This is a genomic window from Mesorhizobium sp. B2-4-7 (assembly GCF_006442685.1).
Lineage (GTDB): Bacteria > Pseudomonadota > Alphaproteobacteria > Rhizobiales > Rhizobiaceae > Mesorhizobium.
This window is the reverse complement of sequence record NZ_VFVH01000005.1, coordinates 74,251-90,357: the sequence shown is the minus strand read 5'-3', so window position 1 is coordinate 90,357 and position 16,107 is coordinate 74,251. Positions and strand designations below refer to the sequence as shown.

Genomic DNA, 16,107 nt, shown 5'->3' with positions numbered 1-16,107 from the left:
GAAAATGGACAAGGACGCGATGATCGACGCTCCAGCGCCACGAAGCGGGGGCCGAGCGGGAAGGCAAGGCCAGCGCCTGGCCCAGCAGGCGCCGCGGCGTCCCTACATCAGCCGGCGGATCGGCACGTTCAATATCCTCGACGAGGAAGGCCTGAGCCTGATCGAGGCGAATGCCGACCGGCTGCTCAAGGAGGTCGGCATGGAGTTCCATGACGATCCCGAGATCCTCGACATCTTTCGCGATGCAGGCGCCGACGTGCAGGGCACCAGGGTTCGCTTCGAGCCCGGCATGTGCCGCAAGATCGTCCGCGCCACCGCGCCTTCGCAATTCAAGCAGCACGCCCGCAACCCGGCCAACACGGTGGTGATCGGCGGCGACAACACCGTGCTGTGTCCGTCGTGGGGACCGCCCTTCGTCCACGATCTCGATCGTGGCCGTCGCTACGCGACGATCGCGGACTTCCGCGATCTGGTGAAGATCCATCAGATGATCCCGCATCTACATCATTCGGGCGGCGTCGTTTGCGAGCCTGTCGACCTGCCGGCCAACAAGCGTCATCTCGACATGCTCTACACCCACATCCGCCATTCGGACCGTGCCTTCATGGGCGCGTTCATCGGGTCGAGGCGAGCGCAGGACGCGGTCGACATGGCCAAGATCGTCTTCGGCGAGGAGTTCGTCGCCCACAACGCTGTGCTCTACAACGTCTCCAACACCAATGCACCGCTGGTGCTCGACGCCAACATGTCGGGTTCGCTGAAGGTCTGCGCCCGCAACAACCAGCCGGTCGCCTGCACGCCATGGACGCTGGCCGGCGCGATGAGCCCGTGCACGGTCGCCGGCACGCTGGCGCAGGTGCTGGCCGAGGCGCTCGCCTGTCTCAGCCTCGTACAGCTGATCAACCCCGGCGCGCCCTGCCTGATGGGAAGCTTTGCCAGCACGATCTCGATGCAGAGTGGAGCGCCGACATTCGGGACGCCGGAAGCGGGCAAGATGGTGCTCGCCTGCGGGCAGTTGGCGCGTCGCGTCGGCGTGCCGTTCCACACCGTCGGTTCGCTGTCGGCCTCAAAGCTTCCCGACGCACAGGCCGAGCAGGAAGCGACATGGGGCATATTGATGTCGATGTTTGCCGGCGCCAACGTGATCAACCACGCCACCGGCTGGCTCGAGGGCGGACTGGTCACCGGTTTCGAAAAGACGGTCATCGACGCCGATCTCTGCGGCAAGGTCGCCAGCCTGTTCGAAGGCATCGATCTGTCGCTCAATGCGCAGGCGATGGAGGCGATCGAAGCGGTCGGGCCGGGATCGCATTTCCTGGGCAGTGCGCATACGCAGTCCAATTTCCTCTCGGCCTTCTATCGCTCCACCAGCAGCGACAACAATTCCTTCGAGCAATGGAACGAGGACGGCCGGCTCGACGCCGCGCAACGCGCCAACCGGCAATGGAAGAGGCTGCTCGACGACTACCAGGATCCGGGGCTCGATCCGGCGATCGACGAAGCGCTCCGGGCCTTCATCGCCAACCGCAAGGCCAGCGAGCCGGACCAGGCTTATTTCTAGAGCCGGCACCGCATCTTTGATGGCCCGTTCGTGGAATGTTGACCGGCCGAGCTCCGCGAGAAGATCGTTCCCAAACGGCTTTATCTGGTTCGTCCTTGCACGATACGGTCGATGATCATGGCGCAGAGAAGTATGGCGAAGCCCGCGAGCAGTCCCTGCCCGACAGCTGCGTATTGAAGCGCATTGAGGACATCTTCTCCCAACCCTTTGGCGCCGATCAGGGAAGCGATGACCACCATTGAAAGGCACATCAAAATGGTCTGGTTTATGCCGGCCATGATGGAAGGCATCGCTAGCGGGAGGTCGACCCGGGTCAGGAGAAACCATCTTGTTGCACCATAGGCTTGCGCGGCCTCTCTAATGGCCGGCGGGACACCCTGCAAGCCGAGCGCGGTCAGGCGCACCACTGGCGGAGTACCGAAAATCAGCGTGGCGATGACGCCGGGCGGCTTGCCGATGCCGAACAATGCGATCACCGGGATCAAATAGACAAATGCCGGCATGGTCTGCATGAAGTCGAGCACCGGCCGCACGGCGGCATAGACGCGCGGTCGGCGCCCGCACCATATCCCAAGCGGAATTCCTATCGCGAGGCAGATAATGGCCGATGTGCCCAACAGGGCGACTGTTTCCAGGCTCTTTTCCCAAAAGCCAAGCACGGCAAGATAGGCGAGCGCAGCCGCGGTGAAGATGGCGACGCGCGGCCCCGCCAGTTGCCAGGCCAGGGCTAGAATGATCGCCATTGTCACTGGCCAGGGCATGCCCGTCAGTCCATAGGCCAAGGCATCGAGCACCAACGATATTGCGCCTGTGATGCCGCCGAAAAAGCCCTCCCCGAGATGCGACACCCCTCCCATCAGGCTGTCCAGACCCGATGACAACGCGGCCTGCCACTCGCGATTCGAGGGCGCGGCAGTCAGCCAGACGGCTGGTGTCGGCGCGGCGAAGCGATAGACCGAAAGCCCATAGGCTGCGATGCAGAAGGCAAGGGCGCATAGCGCCAGCGGATGATTGAGCCCGCGCTGAAGCGTCGGGTTCGAACGCCAGCGCGCGAAGCGCCGCTCCAGCATCCGGTTGGCGAGGAAACCGGCGATCAACCTGGCGAAGAGCAAAGTGACAATGCCGGACCCAATTACAACTGGCGCCTTCGCCTTTGCGGCGTCGGCCCGCATTCTGGCCGTGTTGGCAGCTTTCTCCAGAGCGGCCGCTGATGATTTCAGGCCAGCTGCATTGTCCACCCCCGCTGCCTCGGCGGCCTTTGCCTGTTCCGCGCGCGCCTGTGCCTGCTTGGTGACGCGTTCGGCGCGTGCTTGCTCCCCGGCGCCGAGGTTGCCAGCCGCGCCGACGCCGATCTGAACTACCGCAAGCGTCTCCAGGAAGAAGATGAGCCAGAACAGAAGTGTGATGCCTCGGGCAGCGGCCCACACCGGTCCAAGCAGCGCGGCCGCCAGGTTGAACGGCCAGACGGCACCGGAAGCCCGCCGGATGCGGGCGAACACATCGATATAATAATCGGGGTTGCGGAGGACGAATTCTCGTACGAGTCCTTCCTCTACCGGTTGGGCGTGCTCTATCGATTGCACAGCGACAGGATCATGGGCGTTCACGGATTTCGCCCTTTCGCAGACCGTGGAGCAGTATCTGCCTGTCGACGATGCCGACGACAGACCCACCGGGATCTGTCACAGCAAGCGGTGCGGCATCCCGTGCCGCGAGTTCGACGAGTTCGGCCAGGGATTCTCGAGAATCCACCCTGCGCAACCGCTCGACGTCCAATTCCGGATGAGACCGGCTCTTGAAACTCTCGACCGACTCCATGATGCGCCCGGCGGTGATCACCTTCAGGCGCGAGATGTCGGCGACGAATTTCGCGACATAGTCGTGCTTCGGAGATGTGACGATCTCCTCGGGCGTGTCGGTCTGGACGATGACGCCATCTTTCATGATCGCGATGCGATCGCCGATCCGGATCGCCTCGTCGAGGTCATGGGTGATGAAGATCACTGTCTTTCCCATCGAGCGCGAGAGGGCCAGGAACTCGTCTTGAAGTTGCCGCCTTATCAAGGGATCGAGCGCGCTGAATGGCTCGTCCATGAGCAGGATCGCTGGATCGGCAGCCAAAGCGCGGGCGAGGCCGACGCGCTGCTGCATGCCGCCTGAGAGTTCATGGCAGTAGCGATCCCCCCAGCCCGACAGGTTCACCTTGGCAAGTGCCGCCTCGGCGGCGTCAAATCTCCGCTGCTTGGTCGCGGCTTGGATCTCCAGCGGGAGCGCGACGTTGTCGCGTACGGTGCGATGCGGAAGCAGACCGAAGCTCTGGAACACCATGGCGATCCTTCGAGACCGCAATGCCCTCAACTCAGCGGGCGACTTGGCCATGACGTTTTCACCGTCGACGAAAATCTCGCCGGCGGACGGCTCGAGCAGGCGGTTTATATGGCGGATCAATGTCGATTTGCCACTGCCCGACAGGCCCATGACGCAGAAGATTTCACCCGGCCGAACCGAAATGTTGACGTTGGCGACGCCCACGACACATCCGAAGCGCCTGGCCACTTCGTCCTTGTCCAGGCGGTCGCGCAAAATCGCCATCATCGCCACTGGCGCGCGGGCGCCAAAGATTTTCCAGACGCCCTTCAAAATGATGGCGGCACCGTGGCTTGCCGCGTCTCCGCGGTCCGCCAGGCCGGGTCCTCCCGGCGCAATGATCGGTGCGGTGTCCACCGGCTACCGCTCCCGTCCGATCACGGATTTGAGCGGCCGGGCAACAGTGCAGGCCGGTTCAGAGCCTGCAATGCCGGCCCTGGCCTTCAATGACCGAACCACTTCGCCACGTCGTCGGGGTAGGCTTTGATCCATTCCTTCGCCACATCGCCTGCCGGCTTCTTGTCGACGATGATTGCATAGGCCCATTTGCTGATGTCGTCCGGATTGAAAGTAATCCGATCCAAAGCGGCGGTCAGTTCCGGTTGCCGCTGGGCCAGCGAAGCAGCATAGGCGATGTGCACGGTGGTGTCAGCATATGCCGACGACACTTTCGATTTTTCGAACCATTGAGGATCCTCGCTCGGCTGCAGCATCACGAACTTGGCTGGGTCGTGTTTCGGTTCTGTGAGAAAGGCAAGCTTGTAGCGGGCGAAATTCTGGTGCGGGCCGTAGCAGTATCCGACCCATGGCTTGTCTGCCTTCGCGGCCCGGTCGAGCGATGCCGCGGCCACCGCTTCGTCGGTCACCTGGAGATCGAAGAAATCGGCGAATCCATAGTCGCGGGCCCGCACCTTTTCGATGTTTGTCGACTGCCAACCTGACGCGCCGATCCAGATTTCGCCCTTGCCGTCGCCATTGGTGTCGAAGATCTTGGCGTTGTCCGGATTGGTGAGATCCGCGACATCCTTGATGCCATATTTGTCGATCGTGACCTGGGTGACGCAGTAGCCTTGCTTGGCTTCGTAGCCGTTCTGCGCGAGTTTCACCGTGCCGGCGCCTTTGACATATTTGTCTACCAGGCCCTGCTGGTTCGGCAGCCAGACATCTGGCCAGATGTCGACCTCCCCTTTGTTGCGATCCATGGCTTCCCAAATGACTGGGACTGCGGTGGTGGTGACGGTGGAAACGTCGAGCCCAAGCTCCTGTTCGGCCGCGTTCTTGATGACGTTCATGACCGCCGTTGCGGTAGCATAGTTTGGATCCGGCATAGTCACGTCTGCACCGAACGCCGACGATACCGGCGCCAACAATAGAACGCCGAGAGATGGTGCAAGAAGTCGGTTTTTCATATCGTTCCCCAGTTGAGTTGCGCTGATTTTTCTCAGCTTATTGGTCAAGTTAGCGAAACGTGCAGGCAATCCATCCCAAATTGTGCCGCATTAGCAAAAACGATGAAGCGCATAAGGCGGTCGTTGAGATTCCGATACCCGCTCTGTAGGCAGAGGGTGTCTCCATGCTCAGGCCGTCACGTATATGCTCCCTGCCTCGACGGAGACTGGGAACGTCCTCGCGCGAACGGACGGGTTGACCAATGCTGCGCCCGACCTGATGTCGAATTCCCACCCATGCCAGGCACAGCGAACGATTTCATTCTCACGGTGATAGATGAATTCGGCTCGCTCGACGGGAGCAGTCGTTCCGCATTGCGGTCCCTCACAAAGGGGGGCCCCTCGATGCGGGCATACATTCAGCAGCGCATGGAAACTATCGCTGATCCGGAACACGCCGATCGACAGGCTGCGCACCTTGGCGATGAACGGCGTTCCGACCTGGATCTCGTCGGCGCGACAAATATAAGTCTTCTCAGCCATGTCAGGTCGTCACGCTGCAGCAGCGGCTTGCGGGCGGGGAATGCGCTTGTAAACGTCCAGCGCATTCTGGCCGAGCACCTTGCGGCGCCATTCCGGCGGGATGTGCAAAGTGTTGACGTCATCGTAGTCCCAATGGGGGTAGTCGGACGCAAACAGCAGCGTGTTCTCCCCGTCCATGGCCTCCAGGATCGCCCAGAGGTGGTTGACATTCGAAGGCTGCTCCAGCGGTTGGGTGGAGAAACGTATGTTACGCCGGCAATATTCCGACGGCAGCATTTTCAGCCATGGCGTCTCTTTTCGCAGTGCTTTGTAGTCGGCATCCAGGCGCCACAGGACCGACGGGACCCAGGCGACGCCGCACTCGATGATCACGAAGTAGAGGTCCGGCCATTTCTCAAAAACGCCATGCGCAATCATGCTTGCCACATGCGACATGGCCGACATGTGCAGGATCGCATGGGTCTCCCAGAAGAAAGTGGTGGGCGCTGGCGCGACAGCGTTCCAGTTGATGCCGCCATGTCCACCAAGATGTATGGCGAACGGCAAACCGACCTCGGCACAGGCCTCGAAGATCGGGTGATAGAACGGGTCGCCATACGGCCGCACAGAGCCTTGGGAGGCCAGAACTTGCGCCATCCGGGGATGCTCGCCGAGGCGCCGGATCTCCGCCGCCGCAAGGCGCGGGTCTTGCGGTGCGATGATGATGGAGCCCATGAAGCGGCTGTCTTTCGGCAGCCATTCATTGATCTGGTAGTCGTTGTAGGCGCTTACCAGCGCGCTAGCGTAATAGGGATTTGCCAGTGTCGACGCTTCGATGGGCTCGTCGCCAGTTAGGATTGCCACTCCGACATTGTATTTATCGAGGTGCTTCTCCTTCATGATCAGGTAGTTGTCCGCCTCCACCTTCGGTCGCACATCCTTGCGGGAGAAATCCTGCGGATGAAACCAGGGGCGATGGCCGTGCGGAAAAGCGCCGACCGGGCCGGTCTTCTCGCCCTCGATGAACATGTCTTTCCAGACACCGGACAGGTAGGGCTCCAGCACCGTCGCGTTGGACCAATAGTTGTGGCAATCGCAATCGACTATGAACATTTTTCCCTCTTCCTTTGATGCGGCCGTCACTGACGCCGTGGCTTCTGCACCGAACTTCCGCTTTGATAGTGCACGGATCAAGCGTATGAACAGCTAGATACGATCGCAAAAATCGATGGCTCGCCTATGCAGTTGGAACAAATAGAAACGTTTCTCGACATCATTGAATCGCGAAACTTCAACCGGTCGGCGGAGCGCCTCGGACTGACGCAATCGACGGTCAGCACCCGTGTCAAGAACCTGGAGGCCGCCGTGGGGTCCGAACTCTTCCATCGCGGCCGCGCCGGTGCCGAGCCGACCGCGGCAGGGCGGCGGTTTGAGGTTTACGCGCGGTCAATGCTGTCGACCTGGTCCCAGGCCCGTCACGACGTGCGCGCCTTTAACAGATTCGAAGGCAGCCTTCGGGTCGCTGCCCAGGTTGGAATGACCCGCTCGATCCTGCCTGGTTGGTTGGAAATGCTGCTGCAAGTCTTGCCGCGGTCCTCGATCCATGTCGAATCCGACTACTCGCCGCAGATGATATCTGATCTGAGCCTGGGAAACCTCGATATTGCTGTTGTTTATGCTCCACGCTACCTGCCCGAGATCACATATGACCAACTGATGGTCGAGGAATATACAATGGTCTCGACCAAGGCACGCCGGCTTAGCGATGTAAGCCCGGACAATTACATCCGGCCGGGTTACACCGTTGCGCTCGAGAAGGCTCATGCCGAGGCGTTGCCAAATCTGACTGCGTGCCGGCTTTCGATGGGCTCCGAAACGCTGGCCGACAATATGCTGAGGCGCGCAGGCGGCACCTGCTACATGCGCGCCGACGATGCGCGTCGCTTCGCCGCCGAGCAACCCTCCCACATTGTGGAAGGTGCTCCAACTCTGCATCAGCCCGTCTACACCGCAATTCTCGCGCGACGCCGGCATGAGCCAATCATAAAGAAAGGCATTCGCGCGCTTCATCTTGCGGTCATGTCGCTGGAAGGTTGATCGATATTGTCGATCATAGATGTTTGAGGTTCCTCCTGTATCGAACGTAGGCCTGCTGGCATTCTTGGCCCCTTAATGGGAGCCAGATGATGAACGCCCTCGTTTCTTTCGCTCCCTCCTGCCGATCCGACCGCGTCAGCGGACGTCACACGCTGATCTGTCGCGGCATCGTTCAGGAGACGCACGACGTGAAGACCTTCGTCTTTTGTCCAAAGCGCGGGCAGGCCGGCCAGTTCAAAGCCGGGCAGTTTATCACTCTGAACCTCGTGATCGACGGCGCTCCGGCCGTCCGGACTTACTCGATCTCTTCGCCGCCAACCCGGGTGGGAGACCTCAGGATAACCGTCAAGCGCGTCCCCGGCGGCCTCGCTTCCAATTGGCTGCATGACAATCTCGAACAGGGAAGCGAAATAGAGATCGACGGCCCGTCCGGCAGCTTCAACTGGGATGACCTGCGGAGCGACCGGCCGCTTTTCCTCTCCGGCGGCAGCGGCATAACACCGGTGATGTCGATGCTGCGCACGCTCGCCGACAGTGGCTCCGACAAGGATGTCTGCTTCATTCATAGCGCACGCTCGCCGAAGGACATCATCTTCGGTGACGAGCTTGACAACCTGGCACGGGACCATCGCAATTTTCACGTCCATGTCGTCTGCGCCGAAGCTGTGCATAATTGGGCCGGTCCAACTGGATTGGTTGGTGAGTCCATGTTGCTGAAGTTTGCTCCCGACATTAGGGAGCGCACCGTTTATGCCTGTGGGCCCGAGCCTTACATGAACGCAGTCCGGAACGCCCTCAACAGCATCGGCTTGGATCCTGGTCGGTATCATGAGGAGAGCTTTGGCGGCCTGCTGAAGCCTGCACCGGTGTTGCAAACAGCCCAGGCCGCTTCCGTGCGTTTTGCTCGCACAGGTGTCACCCACCAATGCCGTTCGACACAGACCCTGCTCGAAATCGCTCGGAGCGTTGGTCTGTACCTGCCAAGCGCTTGCCAGCAAGGGATTTGTGGGACCTGTCGTGTGCTGAAGGTCAGCGGCGACGTGGAAATGTCTGATTTCGGCGGACTCAGCGCACAGGAGAAGGACGCCGGATATGTGCTCGCCTGCTGCACACATCCCATGGGAGCGGTGTCGATAGACTTGTAACTGCAGGCGCACACCGCGGCCGTGCAAATCACAAAGCAATTCAATACCGATATTGTCGTGGAAGGCACCGAACCGATGACCAATTCGCGTGAGAGATAAGACATAGGCAGCATCGATCTGGTGTTCGACGTCATCGGTGGCGACATCCAGAAGCGGTCTGCAGCCCTGATCCGGGGCGAGGTATGCTGGTGACCGTCGTCGGACCAGCCGAGGCGCAGCCCGCGGATGGGTTGGCGGTCGATTTCGTCGTCGAGTCCGGTCGTGGCCAGTTGAGCGAGATCGTCCAGCAGGTGCGGAACGGACGGCTGCGGACGAACATTGGCAAGGTCGCGATCTCGACGAGGCGATCGCCGCCTCAGGAAAAAATACTGTCAGAGCATTGTCACCCGACAACGCTTCACTCACAACAACGCGTGCATGTCACGACGCGATTCGCGGCCGCCCGGTGGCTGTCGCGACGACGATGGCTTCCACGAAACTGCGCTCGCCTTCGATTGTAGCAACTCTTATGTCGCGTGCGATCTCGATCCGAGCCTGATCGGCCCCGGCGCGCTCGGCAAGACCTGCCGCCAAGACTCGAATGTGGGCTTCGGCTGCGGCCATCGCCTCGTCCTCGGTGTCATAGTCGTCCAGCCGCTCGCCGGAATTGAGACGGAAAAGCCCGATCTCCGGTTGGCTGACGCGCGCTTCCGCTGACATTCGCACCTGTCCAACCACGGCGCCCAACGCATTTGCGACATCGGCGTGTTCGGCAATGCTGCATTCATTGCCGATCAATTGCGGCAGCCCGGCAAAGTGCAGCGAAGCCGACGCCCCGAGGCCGATCACCGGCCGGTCGAGCGCGATCGACAGCCGCGCCATGCCGCCTCGCCCGCCAACCGCCCGCTGAACCAGCGGGTTGGCAACGGAGACGCCGCCCTCCAGCCCGTCCTCGGCAAATACCGATTCAAGAATTACTTCGGCAGAACGCCGGGTGACGGAGGCAAGAACCATCTCGGAAAACGCTTCTGCGCCTTTGGCGACACGATGCCCCTGGCCGTCGCGCTTGCGTGAGAACAATTCGGCGCCCAGTCGAGCCGCGACAGGATCCCAGTTCCCTTGCCGGCCGAGCACATGGGCTGCATCGGATGGCGTGAAGCCGACGATATGCACCAGGCCACGTGCGACGAGGCGATTGAGCGTCGCGACCTGTGACGTCGATACGAGCAGCCGGTCGAGCGCGGCGGGAATTGCCGAAATGTCAGCATAGAGCCGCGTCTCGGTAACCGTCAGGCCTGCGGTTAGACGTTCGGGCACACCTGTGCGCAATGCGAAGCGGCCGTCCAGCCGGCTGGTGTTGGGACTGAGCAATTGCCGGTTGAGACCTTGGCATATGGCATCGCCGTGTTTCACCGCGGCGAGCGCCAGCGGTACCAGCCGCCGGGGCCCGAGCACGATCGTCGAAGCCAACGACTGCTCATGAAGCGAAACTTCCGAATCCCCACCAAGGCCAAAGGTGTGCATGGCGACGGCTTCCACCATGGTTCGCATTCCGCCGACGGTGGCGCCTTCCGGATCGAGCCGCAGGCGGCCACCATCCAGAACTGCGATGTCGGTGGTAGTGCCGCCTATGTCGGACACCACCGCATCATCGATGCCGGTCATGTACCGCGCGCCCACCAGGCTTGCCGCTGGTCCTGACAGAATGGTCTCGATCGGCCGAGCGCGGGCGAATTCTGCGGTAATGAGCGCGCCGTCGCCGCGCACGACCATGAGCGGAGCGACGATCCCGCGTCTTGCCAGAAATCCCTCCGTGGCGTCGACAAGGCGATCGATCATCGAGATCAACCGGGCGTTGAGAAGCGTGGTCAGCGCCCGACGCGGGCCGCCGAGTTTCGACGACAATTCATGCGAACAGGTCACCGGGAGCCCGACGCGCTCGCGGATGACGTCACGTACCGCGATTTCGTGTTCGGGATTGCGAACGGCAAAATAGGAGGCCACGGCGACGCCTGAAACCGTGTCGGCGAGAAACGGCAGCGCAGCCACGAGAGCGTCGAGCACCAGCTCACGCGGATCTCCGTGGACGTCATGTCCGCCCGGGCAAAAGATCACGGGATCGGAGCCAAGGGCCTTTGACAATCCGTTCCGGGCAAGGTCGGCTTCAGTGAAGCCGATCATCACCAGCGCGACCCGCCCGCCCTGCCCTTCGACGAGGGCGTTGGTGGCCAGCGTGGTCGACATCGAGACGAGCTTGATCGCGCTGGGCTCGATGACTGCCTCGGACAAAACAGCGTCTGCGGCGCCGGCGATGCCCTCGGCAAGATCGTGCCGCGTGGTCAGCGACTTGGCCTTGGCCACGATGCCTGTGGATTCCGACCACAGCACGGCATCGGTGTACGTGCCGCCAGTGTCAATGCCCAGATAAAGTGGCGACGGCTGGAGCGCATATGCGTTCATTTTGATCAGTCACCCGACCCAGGTTCCGGCGAAAAATATTTCGCGAGCTTGTCCGCTTCGCCGTCGAACGCCTTGGCGTCGGCGGGTGGATCGCGCTTGATCGCAATATTGGGCCACGCAGACGCATACTCGGCGTTCAGCGCGAGCCAATCGTCGAGACCAGGCTCGGTATCGGGAAAAATGGCCTTCGCCGGGCATTCCGGCTCGCAGACGCCGCAGTCGATGCATTCATCGGGATGGATGACGAGCATGTTCTCGCCTTCGTAGAAGCAGTCCACCGGGCAGACTTCCACGCAGTCCATGTATTTGCATTTGATGCAATTGTCGGTGACCACGAATGTCATTCGGTGGCCTTCAGACCAAGCCGTAGGTCATATCGAGGGGAATGCGATGGTCATCGATAGCCCGCACGCCAGCGGTGTTTTCAGCCAGGACGATCGAGGCTTTCCGCTCCTGCTCCGACAGATACGTTCCCCACAGGGTGACCACGCCGTTGTTCACGATCACGTCCGAACTCGAGGGCCACGATTCGGATCGCAAGGCATCGACAATCTCCATCCTGATGCTGCTGTCGTCATGCAAGGCCGGAGCGCGCCACCCTTTCCTGGCAATGACCAGCGCTCGCACCAGATTAGCGCGGCTGACGATCCCAACCACCTGCCCGTCGCGCAGCACTGGGGCACGCTTGATCCGATTATGCTCAAGCAGGGTTGCGATCTCGGCGACTGGCGTACTCTCGACCACCGTCGCAACCTGCTGTGTCATGACGTCGATCACATGATCGGAATGAGACTTGACATAGCCTTCCGCCTGAACCGCGTTGTTGGTGAACAAATGAAGCCACCAGGAACAGCCCTGCGGCGCTGTTCCGATCTCCGCCCGGCGGATCAGGTCCCCTTCACTGACGATGCCCAGCAGCGCACCTCGATCAATCACCGGCACGGCGCTGATCCCGTGCGACAGAAGAATACCGGCGACCTCGTCCACCGTACTGTCAGGCCCTACCGCGATGACCGGCGACGTCATGACGTCTTTGGCGATCAGCATTTCGTTCTCCTTCACCGGTCTGCAGGCGGCAGTACCGGCGGCAAGGTCGTTCCTGAGCCTTGCCCGTTGCCAGCATGGAGATGGATCGCGCGACAAAACTCCCTTGCATGGAAAGCGTAAGCTTCCAGATCGGCCGGATCGCCAGCGAACAGCCCCATGTCCTCGGCTTTGTGGAAGAACCAGGGAGCGGGCAAACCAGGATCGAGCGCGTTCACGGCAACAGCCGCAAGCAATGGCAGGCCTTCGTCCGCATCGTCGTCCATCAGTTGTTCGAGTGCACCCCGGATCACGCCTGTTGCTTCCGAACCAACCATGCTCTCGGCCAGTCTTGCATAGGTGATCGGCAGCCGGGTCCGTGCTTGCAGGAGCAGTTCCTCGCGCAGCCGCGTTTTGAGAGCATTGTCATCCACGGGTACGATTGGGATGCCGTCATCTGCGTCAGGGCGATTGGCAGATACCATTCGACCGACGACATGACGCCGAATGTCCGGGCCAGAAAGAATCCTGCCGAAATCGTGTTCAAGCCTGTCCATTATTGTCATTGCCGAGCCCAAGGTGCCCTTCGCGCGATATCGCCAAACAGTCTCCTAGCGTTGAGACCTGCTGGCTGGCACCCAATCTGTCGTTTCGCTACGCACGAGCTTCACTCATCCTTATCTGCAAGACAAACGAAATTTATTGCCGCTTCAGCACAATTATTTTGCATCATGATTCGATCGCGGTGAGGGGCGCAACCCTTTCCTTTTCGGATTCGATATGCATTTTTTACGGACGCGGCCGTCGCACTCCCAGCGTCCTGGGTTTCAGCAGGCGGCAATTCGCTCCCAAAGCGATCCAGAAGGAGATTTTGAGGATGATCACTGGTGCTCAATGCCGTGCCGCTCGCGCACTGGTCGAATGGACCCGTGAAAAGCTCGCCGGCAATTCAGGCGTGGATGCGCTGGTCATCGAAGAATTCGAGCGCCGGATCAACCTTCCTGACCGAGATATCTGCGACACGCTGCAAACCGCGCTTGAAAGCGCCGGCGCCGTTTTCATTGCCGAGAACGGCGGCGGTATTGGCGTTCGCCTGAAGCTCAACCGCTCGGAAGTCAAGCGGATCGGCGTTCTGGAGAATGAAGGCGGCATTGTCGGAACAGATGCCGTTCCATAAGCAAGACCTTCGGGGCCCAATGAATTCATGGTCGCAGCCCGTCGCTGGACAATCCAGGATCGGCATCGGCTTGATAGTGCACACAAGGGAGATGGCTCTCATGACAGTTATCTGGGACGATCTCACCAAGGAGGAGCAGACGGCACTCAAGCGAATGAACCGCGGACCCTACCCATCTCTATCGAAAGCCTTGGCCGAACGTCTTGTCTTTCTCGGGCTGGCTGAAGAAAGACCCAGCGGGACCGGGATAAACCGGGCCGGAAGAGAGCTGGTGATAAGAACGTTGCTTGGCGCCCGCTCTGACTAGTTTAGGATTGATACCCGCCAAACTGCACCGAGGTGGCTGACTTGACTTCCCGGATTGCTTCACCAACTATGGTCCTATGAACGCCGCAGTCAGAATTCGTCGCGATTTTCTTTTCCGGGTTTGCCCCATAGCGGGAATGTAGCCCCCGGCTCGGCTGCCATGCGTGCCCCGAGCCGAGGGGCGGTGCGATTACCCACATGGGATGGTTCCGCAGGACCTCAAGCCTCCGGAGCATTGGCGTTCCATCAAGATTTTCACGAATTGGCTCGATTCCGGCACCCTCCGTGGCGGCTGGTCCGAGCGGAAGCACGAGTATTCAAATGCAAAACAACACGAAAACGCGGCGCAAGCCGAACATCCGCATCTCACAGTCAGACCATGCGCGTCTGTCGGCGGTTGCGAGCACCGTGGCCGCGCGCAATCCGGAGGCCTCCGATGAACTGCTCGCCGAACTCGAGCGGGCACGTATCGTCGCCGATGATTGGGTCTCCGCCGGCACCGTCCAGATGGGTTCGACGGTGACATTCAAGCCCGATACTGGCAATGCCAAAACAGTCACGCTGGTTTTTCCTGGCGACGCGGACATCTCCGAAGGCAAGGTTTCAGTCCTCACGCCGATCGGCACGGCCCTGATCGGCCTCTCGGCCGGACAGTCGATCATGTGGACAGCGCGCGATGGGCGCCGGCACAAACTGTCGGTGCTTGCCGTAGGACAACCCGCTGCGGAAGGCGATGCAGTCGATCGGCGCGCACCAGCGTCTTCGGCGATCCCGGCAGACGCCTAGACATGGGCGTTTCCACCCGTCTCCTCAATCACGCAGGCAGCCTGATCGCGGGAGTGTGACCCCTGCGCCGGCCTGTTCTGGTCCGGCACAGGGGTAGCTTCCACATCCGATCAAATGCTTGACGCCGGAACCCTTTCACGGGTCCGTCTTGGAGACGCACCATGCCCACTATCGATAGCTGCCAACTGACCACCAAGGACTTCACGATTCTTGAAGTGATGCAAGAGCGCCATCCCCGCGGCGATGCCTTGTCCGTTGTCCTTCAACGGAAGATTTCGAGCGCAATTGTGATGTTTCGAGAAGACATTCCGCCAACGGTCGTGACGCTCAGCACCCGAGTGACCTATCGTGTAAACGACGGCCCTGCCGAGACCCGCATCGTCGCACATGACGAGATGCGCGGTCTGGTTGGCATGCTTTGCCGATCACCAACCCGCGCGGCCTGGCGCTGCTTGGTCTGGCCGAAGGTCAGTCCATGTCCATTCCGACCGCGCAGGGCGGCCATGAAACGCTGACTGTGCATGAAGTGGTCTACCAGCCGGAAGCGGCAAGGCGGGAGAGATTGGAGCTGGCGGGGGATGCAGCGCCGGACCCGTGGCGACCGAACGGACCGGTTTTGCGCGTCGCCCATCACTCTGATGAGTCACAACCCAAAGCGGAAAACAGCGTCATGGCGGCTTTCAACGACGGGTTCGACGACCCGGGGCCGTCGGCCGCCTGAGGCCTCGACTATCCAGAACGCTGGGAAAGCGGGTAGACAAGCGTTCCGTCGAGCCTTGCCTCCACACCGTCGGTGAGCTTCGCCGGCTCGACCTTGTCATGGCCCATCAGATGAAAAACGGACTCGCCACGACTGATCAGATAGTCCGCGACGATTCTTCTGTGGCAACGCCACCAAAGCGTTTCCGAGCACATGATGGCGCACCGCTGCTGCCTGCCAAGGGACACAAGCCGCTCCAGACCGCCATGAAACTCCGCTGACAGCGCGTAGTCGGCGTAGTTGTGAAAACTCTGGTTGAGCCAGAATGCGTTGAGCGTCGGTGGAATGGCGTGCGCCCTGCCGCGCAGGCCGCCAAGCTCGGCAATATGCTCATATCCGATCGCGAAATCCGCAAGGCTGTCCGGCAGCGTTTCGCTGTTGAATTGCGGGTTGGTCCGCGATCGCCGGATGGTCCTTATGTCGACCACCAGGGTAATCTCGCCAACCCGCAACAGGGCGACGAATTCGGCGGTCGGCCGGGTCGAGTGGCCGATGGTGTGGAACGGATAAGGCATGTTCGATCAATCCATGGCGGT

Annotated in this window: 17 protein-coding genes and 1 pseudogene; 8 read left to right on the top strand and 10 right to left on the bottom strand. The window is 60.9% G+C overall.

Annotated elements, in window-relative coordinates; genetic code table 11:
• Window positions 1-4 precede the first annotated feature (4 nt).
• Window positions 5-1,561, top strand: coding sequence for a trimethylamine methyltransferase family protein (locus tag FJ946_RS16070; protein ID WP_246672637.1), 1,557 nt, complete (start codon window positions 5-7; stop codon window positions 1,559-1,561).
• Between the two features lie 80 nt (window positions 1,562-1,641).
• Here FJ946_RS16070 and FJ946_RS16065 read toward each other — a convergent pair whose 3' ends face one another.
• The 5 genes from FJ946_RS16065 to FJ946_RS16045 all read right to left on the bottom strand — a co-directional run bounded on the left by FJ946_RS16065 (window position 1,642) and on the right by FJ946_RS16045 (window position 6,951).
• Window positions 1,642-3,168 carry an ABC transporter permease subunit gene (locus FJ946_RS16065; protein ID WP_210240088.1) on the bottom strand — a complete coding sequence of 509 codons (1,527 nt, stop codon included), beginning with the start codon at window positions 3,166-3,168 and terminating at the stop codon, window positions 1,642-1,644.
• Window positions 3,155-4,246, bottom strand: coding sequence for a betaine/proline/choline family ABC transporter ATP-binding protein (locus FJ946_RS16060; RefSeq protein ID WP_224519145.1), 1,092 nt, complete (start codon window positions 4,244-4,246; stop codon window positions 3,155-3,157). Before FJ946_RS16060 ends, FJ946_RS16065 begins: the two co-directional genes overlap by 14 nt.
• 125 nt (window positions 4,247-4,371) lie before the next feature.
• A complete protein-coding gene (locus FJ946_RS16055; RefSeq protein ID WP_140565730.1) occupies window positions 4,372-5,385 on the bottom strand; it encodes a glycine betaine ABC transporter substrate-binding protein in 1,014 nt (337 codons plus the stop codon).
• A gap of 120 nt (window positions 5,386-5,505) precedes the next feature.
• Complete coding sequence (locus tag FJ946_RS16050) at window positions 5,506-5,859, bottom strand: Rieske (2Fe-2S) protein (protein WP_140565732.1); 354 nt, start codon at window positions 5,857-5,859, stop codon at window positions 5,506-5,508.
• A 9-nt stretch (window positions 5,860-5,868) separates the two neighbouring features.
• Window positions 5,869-6,951: an amidohydrolase family protein gene (locus tag FJ946_RS16045; protein WP_140500737.1), complete on the bottom strand. Its 1,083-nt coding sequence runs from the start codon at window positions 6,949-6,951 to the stop codon at window positions 5,869-5,871.
• 126 nt (window positions 6,952-7,077) lie between these two features.
• On the opposite strand from FJ946_RS16045, the gene FJ946_RS16040 reads away from it, so the two are divergent.
• The 3 genes and pseudogenes from FJ946_RS16040 to FJ946_RS31150 all read left to right on the top strand — a co-directional run.
• The gene (locus FJ946_RS16040) at window positions 7,078-7,935 is read left to right on the top strand and encodes a LysR family transcriptional regulator (RefSeq protein WP_140521272.1); all 858 of its coding nucleotides are present in this window, start codon (window positions 7,078-7,080) and stop codon (window positions 7,933-7,935) included.
• A gap of 89 nt (window positions 7,936-8,024) precedes the next feature.
• Window positions 8,025-9,080 (top strand): hybrid-cluster NAD(P)-dependent oxidoreductase, encoded by a 1,056-nt coding sequence (locus FJ946_RS16035; RefSeq protein ID WP_181167684.1) that lies wholly within the window; start codon window positions 8,025-8,027, stop codon window positions 9,078-9,080.
• Window positions 9,081-9,179: 99 nt separating this feature from the next.
• Window positions 9,180-9,432 (top strand): annotated as a pseudogene (locus FJ946_RS31150) (zinc-binding dehydrogenase); the annotation flags it as partial.
• A gap of 68 nt (window positions 9,433-9,500) precedes the next feature.
• On the opposite strand, the gene FJ946_RS16025 reads toward FJ946_RS31150, so the two are convergent.
• Genes FJ946_RS16025 through FJ946_RS16010 form a run of 4 tightly spaced genes read right to left on the bottom strand, consistent with a single transcriptional unit; the run spans window position 9,501 to window position 13,099 of the window.
• Window positions 9,501-11,519, bottom strand: coding sequence for a hydantoinase/oxoprolinase family protein (locus FJ946_RS16025; protein WP_140732248.1), 2,019 nt, complete (start codon window positions 11,517-11,519; stop codon window positions 9,501-9,503).
• Window positions 11,520-11,524: 5 nt separating this feature from the next.
• Window positions 11,525-11,863 carry a ferredoxin FdxA gene (gene fdxA, locus FJ946_RS16020; RefSeq protein WP_140518339.1) on the bottom strand — a complete coding sequence of 113 codons (339 nt, stop codon included), beginning with the start codon at window positions 11,861-11,863 and terminating at the stop codon, window positions 11,525-11,527.
• A gap of 10 nt (window positions 11,864-11,873) precedes the next feature.
• On the bottom strand, window positions 11,874-12,566 hold the full coding sequence (locus FJ946_RS16015; RefSeq protein ID WP_140567986.1) for a CBS domain-containing protein: 693 nt from the start codon (window positions 12,564-12,566) through the stop codon (window positions 11,874-11,876).
• 11 nt (window positions 12,567-12,577) lie between these two features.
• Window positions 12,578-13,099, bottom strand: a complete 522-nt coding sequence (locus FJ946_RS16010) for a hypothetical protein (RefSeq protein ID WP_140518337.1) — start codon at window positions 13,097-13,099, stop codon at window positions 12,578-12,580.
• Window positions 13,100-13,101: 2 nt separating this feature from the next.
• On the opposite strand from FJ946_RS16010, the gene FJ946_RS31145 reads away from it, so the two are divergent.
• The 4 genes from FJ946_RS31145 to FJ946_RS31140 all read left to right on the top strand — a co-directional run bounded on the left by FJ946_RS31145 (window position 13,102) and on the right by FJ946_RS31140 (window position 15,532).
• On the top strand, window positions 13,102-13,719 hold the full coding sequence (locus FJ946_RS31145) for a hypothetical protein (RefSeq protein ID WP_246671102.1): 618 nt from the start codon (window positions 13,102-13,104) through the stop codon (window positions 13,717-13,719).
• Between the two features lie 100 nt (window positions 13,720-13,819).
• Window positions 13,820-14,026 (top strand): hypothetical protein, encoded by a 207-nt coding sequence (locus tag FJ946_RS16000; RefSeq protein ID WP_140500693.1) that lies wholly within the window; start codon window positions 13,820-13,822, stop codon window positions 14,024-14,026.
• A gap of 320 nt (window positions 14,027-14,346) precedes the next feature.
• The gene (rnk, locus tag FJ946_RS15995; RefSeq protein WP_140567983.1) at window positions 14,347-14,811 is read left to right on the top strand and encodes a nucleoside diphosphate kinase regulator; all 465 of its coding nucleotides are present in this window, start codon (window positions 14,347-14,349) and stop codon (window positions 14,809-14,811) included.
• Window positions 14,812-15,229: 418 nt separating this feature from the next.
• Window positions 15,230-15,532, top strand: a complete 303-nt coding sequence (locus tag FJ946_RS31140) for a hypothetical protein (protein ID WP_246673079.1) — start codon at window positions 15,230-15,232, stop codon at window positions 15,530-15,532.
• A gap of 8 nt (window positions 15,533-15,540) precedes the next feature.
• Here FJ946_RS31140 and FJ946_RS15985 read toward each other — a convergent pair whose 3' ends face one another.
• Window positions 15,541-16,086 carry a DUF488 domain-containing protein gene (locus tag FJ946_RS15985; RefSeq protein WP_140500695.1) on the bottom strand — a complete coding sequence of 182 codons (546 nt, stop codon included), beginning with the start codon at window positions 16,084-16,086 and terminating at the stop codon, window positions 15,541-15,543.
• Between the last annotated feature and the right edge of the window lie 21 nt (window positions 16,087-16,107).

Coding starts and splice junctions, on each gene's coding strand:
- FJ946_RS16040 (WP_140521272.1), top strand. CDS start 7,078: ATGCAGTTGGAACAAATAGAAACGTTTCTCGACATCATTGAATCGCGA.
- FJ946_RS16045 (WP_140500737.1), bottom strand. CDS start 6,951: ATGTTCATAGTCGATTGCGATTGCCACAACTATTGGTCCAACGCGACG.
- FJ946_RS16035 (WP_181167684.1), top strand. CDS start 8,025: ATGAACGCCCTCGTTTCTTTCGCTCCCTCCTGCCGATCCGACCGCGTC.
- FJ946_RS16000 (WP_140500693.1), top strand. CDS start 13,820: ATGACAGTTATCTGGGACGATCTCACCAAGGAGGAGCAGACGGCACTC.
- FJ946_RS16015 (WP_140567986.1), bottom strand. CDS start 12,566: ATGCTGATCGCCAAAGACGTCATGACGTCGCCGGTCATCGCGGTAGGG.
- FJ946_RS16025 (WP_140732248.1), bottom strand. CDS start 11,519: ATGAACGCATATGCGCTCCAGCCGTCGCCACTTTATCTGGGCATTGAC.
- FJ946_RS16070 (WP_246672637.1), top strand. CDS start 5: ATGGACAAGGACGCGATGATCGACGCTCCAGCGCCACGAAGCGGGGGC.
- rnk (WP_140567983.1), top strand. CDS start 14,347: ATGCAAAACAACACGAAAACGCGGCGCAAGCCGAACATCCGCATCTCA.
- FJ946_RS15985 (WP_140500695.1), bottom strand. CDS start 16,086: ATGCCTTATCCGTTCCACACCATCGGCCACTCGACCCGGCCGACCGCC.
- fdxA (WP_140518339.1), bottom strand. CDS start 11,863: ATGACATTCGTGGTCACCGACAATTGCATCAAATGCAAATACATGGAC.
- FJ946_RS16050 (WP_140565732.1), bottom strand. CDS start 5,859: ATGGCTGAGAAGACTTATATTTGTCGCGCCGACGAGATCCAGGTCGGA.
- FJ946_RS16010 (WP_140518337.1), bottom strand. CDS start 13,099: ATGGACAGGCTTGAACACGATTTCGGCAGGATTCTTTCTGGCCCGGAC.